We start from the raw sequence: 16019 nt of genomic DNA, 5'->3' as shown, positions 1-16019 counted from the left end.
TCTTTAGTTACTCATTGCTCTTAGTCTAATTAAGGCGAGTGATGAGTGCGAATAAATAATCAATGAAGGATTGATTATTTGATTATGAAGAATTAAAGGAGTGTTCATGTTGGCAAAATCCTATACAGTAGCTGTCGTCGGTGCAACCGGTGCGGTAGGAACAAAAATGATTGAAATGTTGGAGCAATCGACTTTACCAATTAAGGCGGTAAAATTATTAGCTTCAAAGCGTTCAGCAGGTAAAAAAGCTTATTTTAAAGAGGAAGAATTGACCATTGAAGAATTGGTGCCAGAATCTTTTGAAGGCGTTGATATTGCCTTGTTTAGTGCAGGTGGTAGTATTTCTAAGGTCTTTGCTCCTGAAGCGGTGAAACGTGGTGCTGTAGTTGTCGATAATACGAGTTATTTTAGAATGCATGAAGGAATTCCATTGGTTGTGCCTGAGGTGAATAAAGAAGCCTTGAAGGAGCATAAAGGAATTATTGCAAATCCAAACTGTTCAACGATTCAAATGATGGTTGCTTTAGAGCCAATCCGTCAAAAAGCTGGGTTAGATCGCGTGATTGTTTCGACTTATCAAGCGGTATCTGGTGCAGGTGCTCGTGCGATTGAAGAATTGAGCAATCAAGTGAAGGCTTTCGCTAATGGCACACCATTAAACGAATTGACTGCCGAAATTTTACCTTGTGGTGGCGATAAAAAGCACTATCCATTAGCCTTCAATGCTTTAGCGCAAATCGATGTTTTTGCTGATGAAGGTTATACTTATGAAGAATGGAAAATGGTCAACGAAACGAAAAAGATTATGTCTGATAGCAGCATTAAGGTTTCTGCAACCTGCGTGCGTGTGCCAGTATTAAGTGGCCATTCTGAATCAGTCTATATCGAAACAAAGACTCCATTAACTGTAGATGAAGTTCGTAGCTTACTAAAAGAGGCACCTGGTGTTGTTTTAGAAGACGATCCAAGTCAACAAATTTATCCTCAAGCGCTAAATGCAGTGGGTAAGAAGGAAACCTTTGTTGGTCGTATCCGTAAAGACTTAGATGTCGAAACCGGGTTACATCTATGGGTTGTTTCAGATAATTTATTAAAAGGAGCGGCTTGGAATTCCGTGCAAATTGCTGAAACCTTGCATGAAATGGATTTAGTCCGCGTACCAAGTAAATAGTTAGGCAAAAAGATTACAATTCTCTTCAATGAGATTTGTAATCTTTTTTAGATAAAAAACTTCTTAATTCTTTTGGCTTTATCTAAAATTCATGTATAATAGGAATGTAATCATTCATATGTTTTGAATAAAAAAGAACGATATATACATAAAAAATGAATTTAGAGGTGAATTTTTTGACTAAAATAAATATTATTCCACTGAGCGGAATTCGTGAAAGTGGTAAAAATCTATTTGTTGTCGAGGTAGACAATGATATTTTTGTGCTGGATTGCGGGCTGCGTTATCCAGAAAACGAGTTACTAGGAATTGATACCATCATTCCTGACTTTACTTATTTGAAGGAAAATGCCAATCGAGTAGCTGGAGTCTTTTTAACGCACGGACATCCAGATGCGATTGGCGCGTTACCTTACTTCTTAGAGGAGATTCAAGCGCCGGTTTTTGGAACGAAATTAACGATTGAATTAGCCAAGTTGAATGTTCATCGTTATGAAGCAACCAAACGTTTCAAGGAATTTCATGTTATTGATGAATTTACTGAAATTGATTTTGGTTCAACTGTGATTTCTTTCTTTAGAACGACACATTCTATCCCAGATTCAGTAGGGATTAGTCTAAAAACAGCTGAAGGGAATATTGTTTATACGGGTGATTTTAAATTTGACCAATCGGCCAGTGCTTCGTATAAAACCGACTTTGCTCGTTTAGCTGAAATTGGTCGTGAAGGTGTATTGGCTTTATTAAGCACTTCTAGCAATGCGGAAAATCAGCAAAGTGTGGCCTCAGAATTACAGATTGCTGATGAAGTGTATGATACCATTCTTTATTGGGAAGGCAGAATTGTTGTGGCTTGTGTGGCAAGTAACTTGCAACGAGTGCAACAAGTAATTGATGCTAGCTACCGCTCTAATCGCAAAATCGTATTGACCGGTCAAGACTTCGGCAAGATTATTCGTACAGCGATGAAGCTAGGCAAATTGACTTTACCTGATGAAAACTTATTTATTACCCAAAAAGAAATGAAGAAATACCGTCCAGAAGAATTAGTCATTTTAGAAACAGGTCGGATGGGTGAGCCAATTCGTGCTTTACAAAAGATGGCTAAAGGGACTCACCGTACTTTAAAAATTCAAGAGGGCGATTTAGTCTATATCACGACTACGCCGACAATTGCGATGGAAACGGTGGTAGCAAAAACCGAGGATATTATCTATCGAGCAGGCGGAACGGTGAAAAATATTTCAGATAATTTAGTGGTTTCTGGTCATGCTAATGCCAATGATTTACAATTAATGCTGAATTTAATGCAGCCAAAATATTTAATCCCAGTCCAAGGGGAATATCGCCAGTTAGCTGCCCATGCAAATTTAGCTAAACAGCTAGGCTACCAAGCAAATCAAGTCATTATTGCTGGTAAAGGCGATGTTTTGAGTTATCAAAAAGGCGAGTTAGTACTAAATGGTGCGGTACCTGCCGAAAATGTGATGATTGATGGTAAAGGAATCGGGGATATTGGCAACATTGTCTTGCGTGATCGTAAGGTTTTATCAGAAGATGGTATTTTTGTCGCGGTGGTTACGATTAGTCGTCGTGAAAAGAAAATTATTTCTTCTCCACAGATTACCTCTAGAGGTTTTGTCTACGTGAAGGCTAGCCGTGATTTGATTAGAGAAAGTGCCGAGCTGGTTCAGTCAATCGTAGAAACGCATTTAGCTGAGGATGGCTTTGATTGGGGAAATTTAAAACAAGATATTCGCGATCAATTAAGTCGCTATTTATTTGAACAAACCCGTCGCCGTCCGGTCATTTTACCTGTGATTATGGAAGCAAGCGGCCGTAAAGGCAAAAAATATTGATTTAGTAATAACCAAGAAGTGCGCTTAGCCTTCTTGGTTATTTTAATATAGTTTGTAATAGAAATTCATTGTATAATAAAAATAGCATTATTAGGATTTAAAGAAGGGTGGGAAAGATGAACGAATCTCTAATTAAAAATAAAACAAGAGTTCAAAGACATGGTGAAGTATTTACACCGGATTGGATTATCGAAAAAATGCTTGCTATTCCAGAAATAACTGAGAAATTAAAAAATATTGATGCAACTTTTCTAGAGCCATCATGTGGAGAGGGAAATTTTTTAGTGGCTATTTTAGAAAAGAAATTGTCATATTTATATTCTTCTAAAAAAAATTGGGAAAATAAGGCTTTGAGAGTGTTAGCAAGTATTTATGCAATAGAATTATTAAGCGATAATGTTATAACTGCTCGATGGCGAATGGCAGATGTCATGTTAGAAAATTATAAACAAGTTTATCAAAAAGAAGCGAGTGAGAGAACCGATTTTTATAAAAGTGTTCAATGTATATTGACGACAAATATTGTTCATGGAAATACACTTACTAGAAAAACAGATTCAGGAGAGGAAATAATTTTTTCGCAGTGGAAAATTATTGATGAACAAAACGATACTGTGAAGCGAATTCCTTTTATATATTCTAGTCTGTTTAAAGATAAACCTACAATTGAAGAATATTATCATTCGCCTGCTGTGCAACTAGATTTATTTGCCGAAGAAGAATCTATTACTAAAAAAGAGTATAAAATTGTTCCTTTTAAAAAAATATATGAGGAGAAATTAGTGGATGAAAACAGTGATTCAAACGACTAAAACAATCAAACCAATAATTTATGCTTGGCGAACTCCGGATATTCCTAAGTATCAAGGATGGTTTAAAATAGGTTATACAACAAGAAGTGCTCAAGATAGGGTTGAGGAGCAAGCAAGCCAACTACAAATAAAAAAAGAATTAATCTGGAGTTATGATGCGAGATATTCAGATGCTAATTTATCAGAGGAGGAGAAATATTTTAATGATCATGATTTTCATAATTTTTTAACTCGAATCCGTAAAGTAGAACGTGAAAAAAATTCTGAATGGTTTAACTATCATGATGATGTTGCTCAATCAAAAAAGGATTTTAAGGACTTTGCATTTGGAGACTGGATGCAAAATAAGAAATCAAATAATCAGTCTGATTACATACTGAGAAAAGAACAAGCTGAGGCTGTTAACCAAGCGTTTCAATATTTTAATAATGGTGGAAAAGAATTTTTATGGAATGCAAAACCTCGATTTGGAAAAACGTTAGCTAGTTACGACTTAATTCGTAAGTTGAATGCTGTTAATGTGCTAATTGTGACAAATCGTCCAGCAATTGCTAATTCTTGGTATGATGACTATGAAAAATTTATCCAATGGCAAACAGAATATCTGTTTATTAGCGAAAGTGAAGCTTTAAAAAATCGTCCAGTTTTGAGTCGAGAAGAATACAAAGCTTTGGCAAATAAGGATGAAATGAGTACTAAAGGTCAAATTGCGTTTGTCAGTTTACAAGATTTGAAAGGATCGATGTATTTTGGTACGGGAGGATATGATAAATTAAAATGGGTAGCTAATACACAATGGGATATTGTGATAATAGATGAAGCCCATGAAGCTATTGATACATTTAAAACAGATGCTGCATTCAATGTATTAAAAGCTAAGCATTTCTTACACTTATCAGGTACACCGTTTAAAGCACTCGCGAATGATAAATTTTCCGATGAGCAAATATATACTTGGTCTTATGAAGATGAACAACAAGCAAAACAATCTTGGAATAGTGAAGATTATAATCCATATGAAAATTTGCCAACTTTAAATATGTTTACCTATCAATTGTCAAATATGATGATTGATAAAGCCTCTGAAGGAGTAGAAGTAGACGGAGAAGAGCATGCGTATTATTTTGATTTAAATGAGTTTTTTGCAACCAATGAAAATGGACGATTCAAGTATGAAGAAGAGGTACAGTTATTTTTAGATAGACTGACACAAAATGATAAATATCCATTTTCTACACCTGAATTACGAAATGAATTAAAACATACTTTTTGGCTTTTAGACCGTGTAGATTCAGCTAAAGCGATGGCAAAATTATTGGCAGAGCACCCTGTATTTAAAGAATACCAGGTAGTATTAGCTGCTGGAAATGGGAAAAAAGAGCTGGATAATCAAGGTGAAAGTACAGATTATGAGCGTAATGCAAAGAGCCTTGATTTAGTAAGAGAGGCAGTCCGAAAATCTGATAAAACAATTACTTTATCTGTAGGTCAGTTAACAACTGGTGTAACTATTCCAGAGTGGACAGCTGTATTGATGCTATCAAACATTAAATCTCCTGCACTATATATGCAAGCAGCATTTCGAGCGCAGAATCCATATCAATATGTGGAGGATAACAAGTTAAAACGTAAAGAAAATGCATATGTTTTTGATTTTGCACCCGAAAGAACCCTGATTTTATTTGATGAATTTGCCAATGATTTGAAAACTTCTACAACGGGTGGAAAGGGCACAAGCGGAAATCGTGAAGTGAATATTCAAACACTTTTGAATTTTTTACCTGTGATTGGTGAAGATGAATTTGGTAAAATGGTTGAATTGGATGCAGAAAAAGTATTAACCATTCCAAGAAAAATCAAAGCAACTGAAGTGGTTCGTCATGGATTTATGAGTAACTTTTTATTTGCCAATATTGCGAATATTTTCCGTGCACCTCAAGTAATTCAAGAAACAATTAATCAATTAACACCTGCAAAAGAAGACAAGAAGAAAAATAAACAAGTGGATACGTCACATTTGAACCTAAATGATAATGGTGAAATTGAAATTAGTGATGAATTGGTTATTAACACAACTAATGGTCTGTTTTCTGATGAGAAAATGACTGAGGTGGTAGAAACTTTAGAAACTAACGCACAAAATCTTGTTGAAAAAAATGATGATAAGTTTGTTGACAAAGTTGCCAAACAGCTTGCTTCTCAGATTATGCCTACGAAAAAAGAATTAGATAAACATTTTGATAATCCTACTAAATCAGATGTTAATAAGATGCAACAAACGATGAAAAATAAGGTTGCTGAAAAAATAAATGAAAATAGAATTGAATTAAATAAGAAAACAGCCTCTATTCATTTAGAATTTGCTAAAAAACAAGAAAACGCTAAGAACGAAGCTGAAAAACAACAACTTGAACATGAACAAATTAAGCAATTAGATGATTTGTTTAAGGTTCAACAAGAAAAGCTTGTTTCGGTTATCAATGAATCGATGGAAGAATTACAAAAAGATGTAATAAAGGAACAATATGAACGACAAGAAAAACGAAAAATGAAGATGGTGGAAAATGATGTACGTGACCACTTAAGAGGTTTTTCCAGAACTATTCCAAGTTTTGTTATGGCTTATGGGGATAATGGCTTAACTTTAGCTAACTTTGATGAATATACACCAGATGAGGTATTTTATGAGGTGACTGGAATTAGCGAAGAACAGTTTCGTATGTTACGAGATGGTGGAGAATATATAGATAGTGAAACTGGTGAAGTGAAGTATTTTGAAGGAAAGTTATTTGATGAAGTTGTCTTTAATGAATCGATTCAAGAATTTTTAAGACTAAAGCAACAATTAGGCAATTATTTTGATGAAAGTCAGGAAATAGATATTTTTGACTACATTCCTTTACAAAAGACAAATCAAAAATTCACCCCCAAAAAATATGTGAAGTTAATGGTTGAAAGTTTAGAAAAGGAAAATCCTGGAATTTTTGATGATCCAACGAAAACATTCTTTGATCCATATGTAAAATCTGGCTTATTTTTAACAGAGATTGCTAAAAAGTTATATCAAAGCGAGGGGTTGATTAAGGCTTTTCCTGATAAAACGGAACGGATACGTCATATTATGGAAAATCAAATTTATGGTGCTGCTCCAACAGAAATTATCTATCAAATTGCGAAAAATTTTGTATTTGGACCATTCCCAGAAATTTCTAGTAAAAATTTGAAACTTATGAATTTAGAACAACCAGCTAAGGATGGTACAATGAGAGAAACCATTCAAAAAGTATTCGGAGGTGACAAGATTGGAAGATAAATTTCAATTTGATGTAATCATAGGGAATCCACCTTATCAAGAAGAAGCAAAGGGTGATAGTACACAAACTCCACCAATCTATCATTTATTTATGGAAGAGGCATACAATATTTCGCCGATTGTTTCTTTTATTACGCCTGCACGTTTTTTATTTAATGCAGGCGCTACTCCAAAAAAATGGAATCAAAAAATGCTAAATGATCCTCATTTTAAAATTATCGATTATATTCAAGATTCTTCTGTAGTTTTTCCTACTACAGACATTAAAGGAGGAGTAGCAATTTCTTATCGAGATGAAAATAAAGAGTATATACCTATTGATGTTTTTACTACCTATACTGAATTAAATAGTATTTTACATAAAGTTACCCCTCAACTTAATCATACAATGAATGAGATTATTACTGGACGTGGAGTATACAGATTAAGCGATAAAGCGCTAGAGGATCATCCTAAAATAATAGATATTCAATCCAAAGGACACTCTAAAGATGTCGGCTCAAGTGCATTCAAAATACTTGAGAATATAGTATTTTTTAAAGAAAAACGTAATGACGACGATGTAGCTGTTATTGGTCGTATTAACAATCAACGTGAAATTTGGTGGATTAAGAGAGAGTATCTTTCAACGCCTGAAAGTTTTGATTATTATAAAGTAATACTTCCACAAGCAAATGGAAGTGGTGCATTTGGAGAAACTATTTCCTCTCCTTTTATTGGTAGCCCCAAAATGGGACATACTGAAACATTCAATTCGATTGGTTCGTTTGAAACAAAGAAAGAAGGTATAAATGCGCTAAAGTATATTAAAACTAAATTTACACGTGCAATGTTAAGTATTTTAAAGATAACACAAGCCAATACTAGGGAAAAATGGGCTAAGGTACCTATGCAGGATTTTACTGATTCTTCTGATATTGATTGGTCTAAGTCTATTTCTGAAATCGATCAACAACTTTATAGAAAATATGGATTGTCTGAAGAGGAAATTCAATTTATTGAAGAAAAAGTGCGTTCGATGGAAGACGAGGATTAAATAATAGATCTACATTTAAACTAAGAATTTTTTAGTTTAGATGTAGGTCTTTTTTTTATTTATCTAACAGACCGCTATTATTTGAAAATATGAGAAATTAGTTTAATACATATGAATGTAAAATATTGCCAGTGAAAATTTTTGGTAATCTTCTACATAAACAGTGCATAAATTTAATTATTTGTACACTGTTTACGTAGAAAGGAGCTACTTTTTTAAAGATGGTGATTTTTGCTTGGCATGAACGGTTTAAATTGTTTAATTGATACTGCTAGCTTTTTCTTTTCCTATCAGCGGCCAGTTGTTTCTAAGTAAAGGATCGTTTTTTCTATCTTCGTCGAAATCATAATTTTGAACAAAATCCGTTTCGTATAGATTTTGTGCTAGTTTTTGGATATGTAAAGTCAATGTTTCTTGTGTAGGATTGACTTCCAAAACAACGGTATTGCCTACTGACCAATGAAGCTGTTGGATGATTGCATCTGGTAATTGTATCGCGTGAAAATTTTGCAGCTGAATAATTTTTGTTTCCATAATCTGTACTCCCTAATGTTTATTGCTACCTTCAATATAGCGCTTGTCATTTGTTTTGTCGATAGGAAGAGATACATGGCAATTCTTGAACGCATCAATCTTTGACAATGGCTTTGAATGGTTAGATTTTATCGCTTTTAAGCGCATTCTCCTAGTAGTCTTCAAACGCTATGATATTGCAAAGTACGCATATAAAATTGCAAAAAATTAACAAAAAAATCGCGTTATACCAAGGCATAGAGCAATCATTCACTCATTTAACTGTAAAACTTGAAATTTCGCTATAAGGCAATCTTGTGAACGGCTAGTGTATAGTGGCTTTGTTGTTTTTACTTATGAAAAAGATTGATGGATTAGGCTTGTACTTATTTCAGAATCTGTTACAATAAACTTTGTAAGCTGTATTAGTTTGTTAAAAATTAAATAGAATGAAAACGTTAAAATAAAAGGCTGTATTATAATTTTTGTAACAGAAAATGGAGTGAGAAAATGGCGACGAAACACGACATTATTTTATCTTATATCGAACAATTACCGGTGGGTGAAAAAATTTCTGTCCGGGGAATTGCCAAAGAGCTAGGGGTAAGTGAAGGAACGGCTTATCGTGCAATTAAAGAGGCTGAAACAATTGGGCTAGTATCCACGATTCAGCGGGTGGGTACGATTCGGATTGAGAAAAAATTAAAGAAAAATATTGAAAAATTAACCTTTGCAGAAGTGGTCGAGATTATTGAAGGTGATGTGCTAGGTGGTGCGACCGGGCTTTCTCATGTATTAAATAAATTTGTGATTGGTGCGATGGAGGTTTCGGCAATTGAACGCTATGTGACACCTGGCTCTTTAATGATTGTCGGTAACCGGGTCAACGTTCAAAAGCTAGCCTTAGAAAATGGAGCAGCGGTACTGATTACTGGTGGTTTTGATACAACAAAAGAGATTGCTGATTTGGCGGATAAATACGAGTTGCCTATTTTACGGACGACCTATGATACGTTTACGGTTGCGACCATGATCAATCGTGCATTAAGCGATCAGCTAATCAAAAAAGAAATTATGCTAATCAGCGATATTTATATGCCATTAGAAAAAACGAACTATCTTACTATCAATGATACGGTCAGAGATTATTTGGCACTGGCAGAGGAAACCTCCCATTCACGTTTTCCTGTGGTGAATAAGAATATGCGCGTAGTGGGGATTGTAACGACTAAGGATATTTTGGAAAAAGCTGATCACCTATCCATTGAGCGTGTGATGACCAAAGAACCACGGGTGGTCAAAAAAGAGATGTCCATTGCTTCGGTTAGTCATCAAATGATTTGGGATGGGTTAGAGGTAATGCCTGTCGTTGCGGATGATTTATCTTTATTAGGAATTGTTACTAGACAGGATATTATGAAGGCGATGCATCTAGTTCAAAGACAGCCACAGGTTTCTGATACGATTGCTGATCAAGTGAATGCGCAAATTCACATGATTGAAGAAGATTATGAAGGTAATCCATTGGAACTGCCACATTTCCAATTTACGGTGACCCCACAAATGGTCGATGAATTAGGGACGATTTCTTTTGGGGTATTGAGCGGACTCATTGCGAATACAGCTAAACAAACGATGATGCTACATAAACGGAAAAATACTTGGATTGAGCAAGTGAATTTGCATTATTTTAAATTAATTCAATTAGAAAGTGAATTATTAATTAAGCCGCGGATTTTAGAGTTCGGCCGTCGTTCGGCAAAGCTTGATTTAGAGGTGTTTTTAGAAAACATGCTTGTTGCCAAAGCGATTATTACCTGTCAAATAATGGAACGGGCATAGAGAGGAAAAAAAGATGACCATTCAACAAGAAATTTTAGCAAAAATAAAAGCCTATGATACGATTATTATTCACCGTCACATGCGACCAGATCCAGATGCGATTGGTTCACAGGTGGGATTGGCTGAAATCATTCGGGCGAATTTCCCTGAAAAAAAGGTGTATCAAGTCGGTAAAAGCACGGAAGGATTAGAGTTCTTAGCTTCGATGCAAACAATTGAAGATCAACTATATCAAGGTTCATTAGTCATCGTTACCGATACCGCTAATAGCCCAAGAATTAGCGATGATCGTTATCATTTAGGTGATTTTCTAATTAAAATTGATCATCACCCTAATGATGAGCCGTATGGTGATTTGGTTTGGGTAGATACCAAGGCTAGTAGCTGCAGCGAAATGATTGCCCAATTTTGGTATGAACAAAAAGAAGAGCTGGTTTTAACCAGTCAGGCTGCTCGCTTATTATATGCCGGAATTGTCGGTGATACCGGTCGATTTTTATATCCGGCGACTTCTAGTCAAACCTTATTTTTAGCTAGCCAATTATTACAATATCCTTTTGAAATGGCTAAGTTAAATCGGCAATTGAGTCAAATCAGCTATGCCGTATCTCAGTTAGTTGGCTATGTGTATCAACATCTCACCATTGATGAAAATGGGGTGGCTAACGTTTATCTGCCTTTAGCAATTTTAAATGAGTATCAAGTTACTGATGCGATGACAGCAAGTTTAGTCCCTTTACCAGGTGAGATTGATTGTGTGCAAACTTGGGCCTTATTTGTGGAGCAACCAGAGGGCTATTATCGTGTTCGTTTACGTTCAAAGGAAAGACCAATCAATGAAATTGCCAAACGTCACCATGGAGGCGGACATCCATTAGCTAGTGGAGCGAATGCGTATAGTCTAGAAGAAACCAAAGAGATTTATCAGGAAATGCAAGCTTTATTTAGTTAATTAAAGAGCCAATTAGCAGCTAAGTACACTAGTTAGTACTCGTTGACTAATTGGCTTTTTATGTTGTCATTTAATTATTTGGAAAATATAGCAGCTAAATCTTCGTCCCAGATTTCTCCTTTAGCAATGATATTGGTATCACCGATTAGATAAAGCTGATTTTCTTCCACTCGAATGGTTAGTTGCCCACCTAATACATTGATTTTAACCTTAGGCTCACTCACTTGCTTTAATTGTTTTAATAAATAAGCCGTTGAGCCGCTACCCGTTCCACATGCTAGGGTGAAATCTTCCACTCCACGTTCAAACGTTCGCACGATGACTTCTTGATTATCTAAAAAATCATAGAAATTTACATTTGCGCCTTTAGGTAGGAGGGACCAATGTCTTAATTTTTCAGCTAAAGGCTTAATGGTAGCCAAATCAGTGTTCGCCAGGTTTTCATAATGGACGACTAAATGAGGAATGCCAGGATTACCTAATTCGACATAATCGATTTTACCGGCAAAATTTTCAAAGCTTAGATCAAATTGAGCATTTGTCGGTTCATTTAGCTGTACCTCATAACAGCGTTGATCGATTCTTCGAGCATAGACTTTACCAGCCACTGTTTCAATGACCATTTCTTCCTTAGCGAGTTGATTTTCATAAGCGTAACGGGCGATACAACGGGCACCATTTCCACACATTTCAGCTTCCGTTCCATCCGCATTGAAAAAAATCATGCGAAAATCGCCCCCCTCATGCGCTTGATCAACGGCCATTAAAGCATCTGAGCCCACCGAGATTTTTCGTTGACAAATTTGTTTGGCTAGTTGACTTAATTGGGGTTTGCTCAATTGTAATTGTAGGTTGTTGATGACAATAAAATCATTGCCTGTTCCTTGCATTTTAAAAAATGGAATCATCATGTGCGATTCAATCCTTTCTTAATTAAATGAAAGCTAGCGCTGAACATTCATTTTGAATCATTTGTTCATAGCTTTGGCGTTTAACAACTAAAGCATCTTGACCATCTTTGACAAAGACAACTGCTGGGATAGCAAGTTTGTTATAATTGCTAGCCATTGAATAACCATAGGCACCGGTAGAAAAGGTCGCAAAAATATCTCCAGTTTGCACTTTAGGTAAAGCGAGATCTTTGGTCAGAATATCTGTACTTTCACATGCCTTCCCAGAGATGGTTACGACTTCTTCATTTGGTAAATCTGCTTTATTGGCAAGTAAGCCTGTATATTTTGCTTGATAGAGTCCAGGGCGAATATTATCGGTCATCCCGCCATCAATGGAAGCATATTTACGAATCCCTGGTAGTTCTTTAATCGCCCCAATTGTATGTAAGCTAATCCCAGCCTCAGCTACAATGCTTCTTCCTGGTTCAATGACAATGGTTGGGCGTGTTAATTGATGCGCAGTACAAAAAGCTTCAGTTAATTCCATTAGCGGGGTTAAAAAGTAGCTATATGGCTGACGTAAATCGCTTGGAAGATACTTGACTCCAAAGCCCCCACCATAATTAAGCTCTTGTACTTCATAATGACATCTTTCTTTGACTGCTAAGACTAAATCCAAGGCAATCTTGGCTGCTGCTAGATGAGCGGCATTGTCAGCTAATTGACTGCCTACATGGAAGTGAAAGCCTAAAAAGTGAATATTTGGTGCATCGATGGCCTTTTGAATCGTTGGCCATAGAATCTCTTCGTCTAATGGAATACCAAATTTAGAATCCTTTTGGCCGGTTGAAATAAAATCATGGGTGGCCGCCTTGACTTCAGGGGTAATTCTAAATAGAATCTTGACTTGTTTATTTTTTTCTTGCGCAATTTTTTGTAGTAAATCAATTTCTTGTAGCCCATCGACGATAATCCGACCGACACCATATTCAAGGGCTAGGGTTAGTTCTTCGATAGATTTATTGTTCCCATTAAACTCGATACGCTCTGCTGGAAAGTTCGCAGCAATTGCTGTATACAGCTCGCCTCCACTGACGACATCTAAGCATAAGCCTTCTTTTTCAATAAGTTGAAGCATCGCAATTGTTGAAAAAGCCTTAGAAGCATAGGCGATTCTAGTATTTGGATATTTTTCAGTGAAGGCAGCTTTGATATTTTGACATTCCTTCACGATTTCATTCACAGAAAAGACATATAAGGGGGTACCGTATTTTTTTGCTAAGGCAACGGTATCACAGCCATCCCACATTAAATGATGATTTTGTACTGATTTGGTCATAGTTTCCTCCATTTTGGTTTAATTAAGCTTTTGAATTAATTGACGATAGCATTCAATGCCACCTAAGAGAGTTTCTTCGTCAAATTGCATTTTACTACTATGTAAAGGATGAACATAATTTTTACTCTCATTTCTTATCCCTACAAAGAAAAACAGGCTAGGAACTTTTTGTTGGTACATCGAAAAATCTTCGGCCAACATGTAAGGGGGCGTTGTTTGATAGCTGTCACCAACAATTTCTGCTAAAGCAGTAACCATTGCTGGATCATTTTCGACCACCCGATACATATGATTAAAGGATACTTTGGCCACACATCCATAGCCTTTAGCAATTTCTTCACTTAATAATTGAATTCTACGAGTCATTTCTTCATAAACTTCATCGCTAAAAGCGCGCATGGTTCCTTCTATACGAACTTGTTGGGCAATGATATTCATCGCATCACCACCAGTAATTTTGCCAAAGGTTAGGACGGCTGAATCAAGTGGGGACAGATTTCTTGAAATAATACTATGTAAGCCTTGAATAACGGCAGCACTAGCTAACAAGGCATCTGCACCGATTTGTGGTTGCGCACCGTGCGCACTTTTACCAATAATTTCAATGGTCACTTCTCCATTTCTAGCCATCATCGCACCGGGCTTACAGGCAATAATGCCTTCCTCAAATTCTGGAAAAACGTGCAAGCCAATCATTTGTTCAATAGGATATTGTTCAAATAACCCTGCATCGATTAAAAGCTGCGCGCCACCCGGTCCTTCTTCAGCTGGCTGGAATACTAATACAATCGTACCAATAATTTCTTCTGGATGTGTAGCTAAATATTCAGCAAACCCTAGCATTGTCGCCATATGGCCATCATGACCACAAGCATGCATACAATTTGGATGGGTGCTACTAAAGGCAACATTGGTCTCTTCGGTAATCGGTAAGGCATCAATATCTGTCCGAAAGCCCAAAGTTTTGCCTGGCTGCTTGCCTTTAAAAATGGCAATTAAGCCGGTATCTAAAATTTCATGAATGACTACATGAGGGAGCTTACTTAATTGCTCTTGTAAGTAAGCTTTAGTTTTATATTCAGCTAAGCCTAATTCAGGAATTTGATGAAGCGCACGGCGATGAGCAACTACATTTGGCAATAAGCGCCGTACATCAGCAGAAATTTGCATCTAAATCACTCCAATTCATCTACTTGCAATTACTTTTATTTAAAATTTTTTAGATTAATGATAAAAATCATTGATAATTATTAATATTATATAATATAATTCAAATAATCCATAAGAATTTGTTAGGGTTTTATCATTTTTTTGAAAAAAAGGTTGAAAAATTTGAAAGGAAGTGTCGAAAGTGGCAATTTTTGAAGGTGCAGGTATCGCGCTAATCACCCCAATGCATGCAGATGGGACGGTAGATTTTGCCAAGTTGAAGGAATTAGCTGAATGGCATGTTCAAGAAGGTGCTGACGCTATTATTGCTTGTGGTACAACAGGTGAAGCTTCGACTCTTGATGACAAAGAACACATTGCAGTAATTGAAGCTGTAGTACAACAGGTTAATGGACGTATTCCGGTAATTGGTGGAACTGGTTCAAATAATACGCAACACGGGATTGAATTGTCACAAGCAGCGCAAAAGGTTGGCGCGGACGCATTGTTGGTTGTGACACCATATTACAATAAAGCAACGAAAAAAAGTATTATCAAGCATTATCAAGCGATTTGTGCAAGTGTAACGATTCCTGTTATTCTCTATTCAGTAGCTTCACGTACGGGGATGAATTTAACTCCAGAGATTGTTGGTGAACTAAAGAAAATTCCAAATGTTGTTGGGATAAAAGAAGCAAGTGGAGATATTTCACAAATTGTTGAGATTGCACGATTGGTTGATGAAGATTTTGCCCTTTATTCAGGAAATGACGATCAGGTATTACCGCTATTATCAGTAGGGGGTTCTGGTGTCATTTCAACTATTGGCAATATTGCACCAAAGCAGACTTCGCAAATGGTTCATGATTACTTAGCCGGCAATCATCAAGCGGCTTTAGCAACTCAATTAGCACAAAAACCATTAATTGATGCGATTTTTTGTGAAGTCAATCCAGTGCCGATTAAAGCCGCGGTTGGTCTGTTAAAAGGGTATGAAACCCATTATCGTCTACCTTTAGACCAAGCAGAAGCGACAACGATCACTCGTTTGACCAATGAAATGAAAAATTACGGCTTATTGTAATAACTAAGGATAGCTAGTAGTCATTTGCTAGCCAATGAAAAAATATAAATGAGGTG

12 protein-coding genes are annotated in these 16019 nt (G+C 36.2%); 8 read left to right on the top strand and 4 right to left on the bottom strand.

The features are described 5' to 3' along the window. The first annotated feature begins 106 nt into the window (after window positions 1-106). From RK02_RS05455 to RK02_RS05435, 5 genes are all read left to right on the top strand, one after another. Window positions 107-1171, top strand: a complete 1065-nt coding sequence (locus RK02_RS05455; protein WP_016183248.1) for an aspartate-semialdehyde dehydrogenase — start codon at window positions 107-109, stop codon at window positions 1169-1171. A 176-nt stretch (window positions 1172-1347) separates the two neighbouring features. Further along, window positions 1348-3030 (top strand): ribonuclease J, encoded by a 1683-nt coding sequence (locus tag RK02_RS05450; protein ID WP_016183247.1) that lies wholly within the window; start codon window positions 1348-1350, stop codon window positions 3028-3030. A gap of 116 nt (window positions 3031-3146) precedes the next feature. After that, window positions 3147-3842: a DNA methyltransferase family protein gene (locus RK02_RS05445; protein ID WP_016183246.1), complete on the top strand. Its 696-nt coding sequence runs from the start codon at window positions 3147-3149 to the stop codon at window positions 3840-3842. After that, window positions 3817-7155: a DEAD/DEAH box helicase gene (locus RK02_RS05440; protein ID WP_016183245.1), complete on the top strand. Its 3339-nt coding sequence runs from the start codon at window positions 3817-3819 to the stop codon at window positions 7153-7155. The genes RK02_RS05445 and RK02_RS05440 overlap by 26 nt, the downstream gene beginning before the upstream one ends. After that, on the top strand, window positions 7145-8191 hold the full coding sequence (locus tag RK02_RS05435) for an Eco57I restriction-modification methylase domain-containing protein (protein WP_016183244.1): 1047 nt from the start codon (window positions 7145-7147) through the stop codon (window positions 8189-8191). Before RK02_RS05440 ends, RK02_RS05435 begins: the two co-directional genes overlap by 11 nt. Before the next feature lie 258 nt (window positions 8192-8449). Here the strand turns inward: RK02_RS05435 and RK02_RS05430 are convergent, their stop codons facing one another. Beyond that, complete coding sequence (locus RK02_RS05430; protein ID WP_016183243.1) at window positions 8450-8725, bottom strand: AbrB/MazE/SpoVT family DNA-binding domain-containing protein; 276 nt, start codon at window positions 8723-8725, stop codon at window positions 8450-8452. A gap of 489 nt (window positions 8726-9214) precedes the next feature. Here RK02_RS05430 and RK02_RS05425 point away from each other — a divergent pair, with 489 nt between their 5' ends. After that, window positions 9215-10546, top strand: a complete 1332-nt coding sequence (locus RK02_RS05425) for a DRTGG domain-containing protein (protein WP_016183242.1) — start codon at window positions 9215-9217, stop codon at window positions 10544-10546. Between the two features lie 13 nt (window positions 10547-10559). Then, entirely contained in the window at window positions 10560-11498 is a 939-nt protein-coding gene (locus RK02_RS05420) for a DHH family phosphoesterase (RefSeq protein WP_016183241.1), read from the top strand. 74 nt (window positions 11499-11572) lie between these two features. Here RK02_RS05420 and dapF read toward each other — a convergent pair whose 3' ends face one another. Genes dapF through RK02_RS05405 form a run of 3 tightly spaced genes read right to left on the bottom strand, consistent with a single transcriptional unit; the run spans window position 11573 to window position 14900 of the window. Continuing rightward, complete coding sequence (gene dapF / locus RK02_RS05415; RefSeq protein ID WP_016183240.1) at window positions 11573-12409, bottom strand: diaminopimelate epimerase; 837 nt, start codon at window positions 12407-12409, stop codon at window positions 11573-11575. A gap of 22 nt (window positions 12410-12431) precedes the next feature. After that, window positions 12432-13730, bottom strand: coding sequence for a diaminopimelate decarboxylase (lysA, locus tag RK02_RS05410; RefSeq protein WP_016183239.1), 1299 nt, complete (start codon window positions 13728-13730; stop codon window positions 12432-12434). Between the two features lie 18 nt (window positions 13731-13748). Beyond that, window positions 13749-14900: a M20 metallopeptidase family protein gene (locus RK02_RS05405; protein ID WP_016183238.1), complete on the bottom strand. Its 1152-nt coding sequence runs from the start codon at window positions 14898-14900 to the stop codon at window positions 13749-13751. Between the two features lie 181 nt (window positions 14901-15081). Between RK02_RS05405 and dapA the strand changes: the two genes are divergently transcribed. Beyond that, entirely contained in the window at window positions 15082-15963 is an 882-nt protein-coding gene (gene dapA / locus RK02_RS05400) for a 4-hydroxy-tetrahydrodipicolinate synthase (protein WP_016183237.1), read from the top strand. Window positions 15964-16019 lie beyond the last annotated feature (56 nt).

The organism is Enterococcus columbae DSM 7374 = ATCC 51263, from assembly GCF_000406925.1.
In the GTDB taxonomy this organism is placed as follows: Bacteria; Bacillota; Bacilli; order Lactobacillales; family Enterococcaceae; genus Enterococcus_E; species Enterococcus_E columbae.
Note: the sequence above shows the minus strand (reverse complement) of the source record. Positions and strands in the feature narration are given on the sequence as shown.

Coding starts and splice junctions, on each gene's coding strand:
- RK02_RS05455 (WP_016183248.1), top strand. CDS start 107: ATGTTGGCAAAATCCTATACAGTAGCTGTCGTCGGTGCAACCGGTGCG.
- RK02_RS05445 (WP_016183246.1), top strand. CDS start 3,147: ATGAACGAATCTCTAATTAAAAATAAAACAAGAGTTCAAAGACATGGT.
- RK02_RS05440 (WP_016183245.1), top strand. CDS start 3,817: ATGAAAACAGTGATTCAAACGACTAAAACAATCAAACCAATAATTTAT.
- RK02_RS05430 (WP_016183243.1), bottom strand. CDS start 8,725: ATGGAAACAAAAATTATTCAGCTGCAAAATTTTCACGCGATACAATTA.
- RK02_RS05425 (WP_016183242.1), top strand. CDS start 9,215: ATGGCGACGAAACACGACATTATTTTATCTTATATCGAACAATTACCG.
- RK02_RS05420 (WP_016183241.1), top strand. CDS start 10,560: ATGACCATTCAACAAGAAATTTTAGCAAAAATAAAAGCCTATGATACG.
- dapF (WP_016183240.1), bottom strand. CDS start 12,409: ATGATGATTCCATTTTTTAAAATGCAAGGAACAGGCAATGATTTTATT.
- lysA (WP_016183239.1), bottom strand. CDS start 13,730: ATGACCAAATCAGTACAAAATCATCATTTAATGTGGGATGGCTGTGAT.
- RK02_RS05405 (WP_016183238.1), bottom strand. CDS start 14,900: ATGCAAATTTCTGCTGATGTACGGCGCTTATTGCCAAATGTAGTTGCT.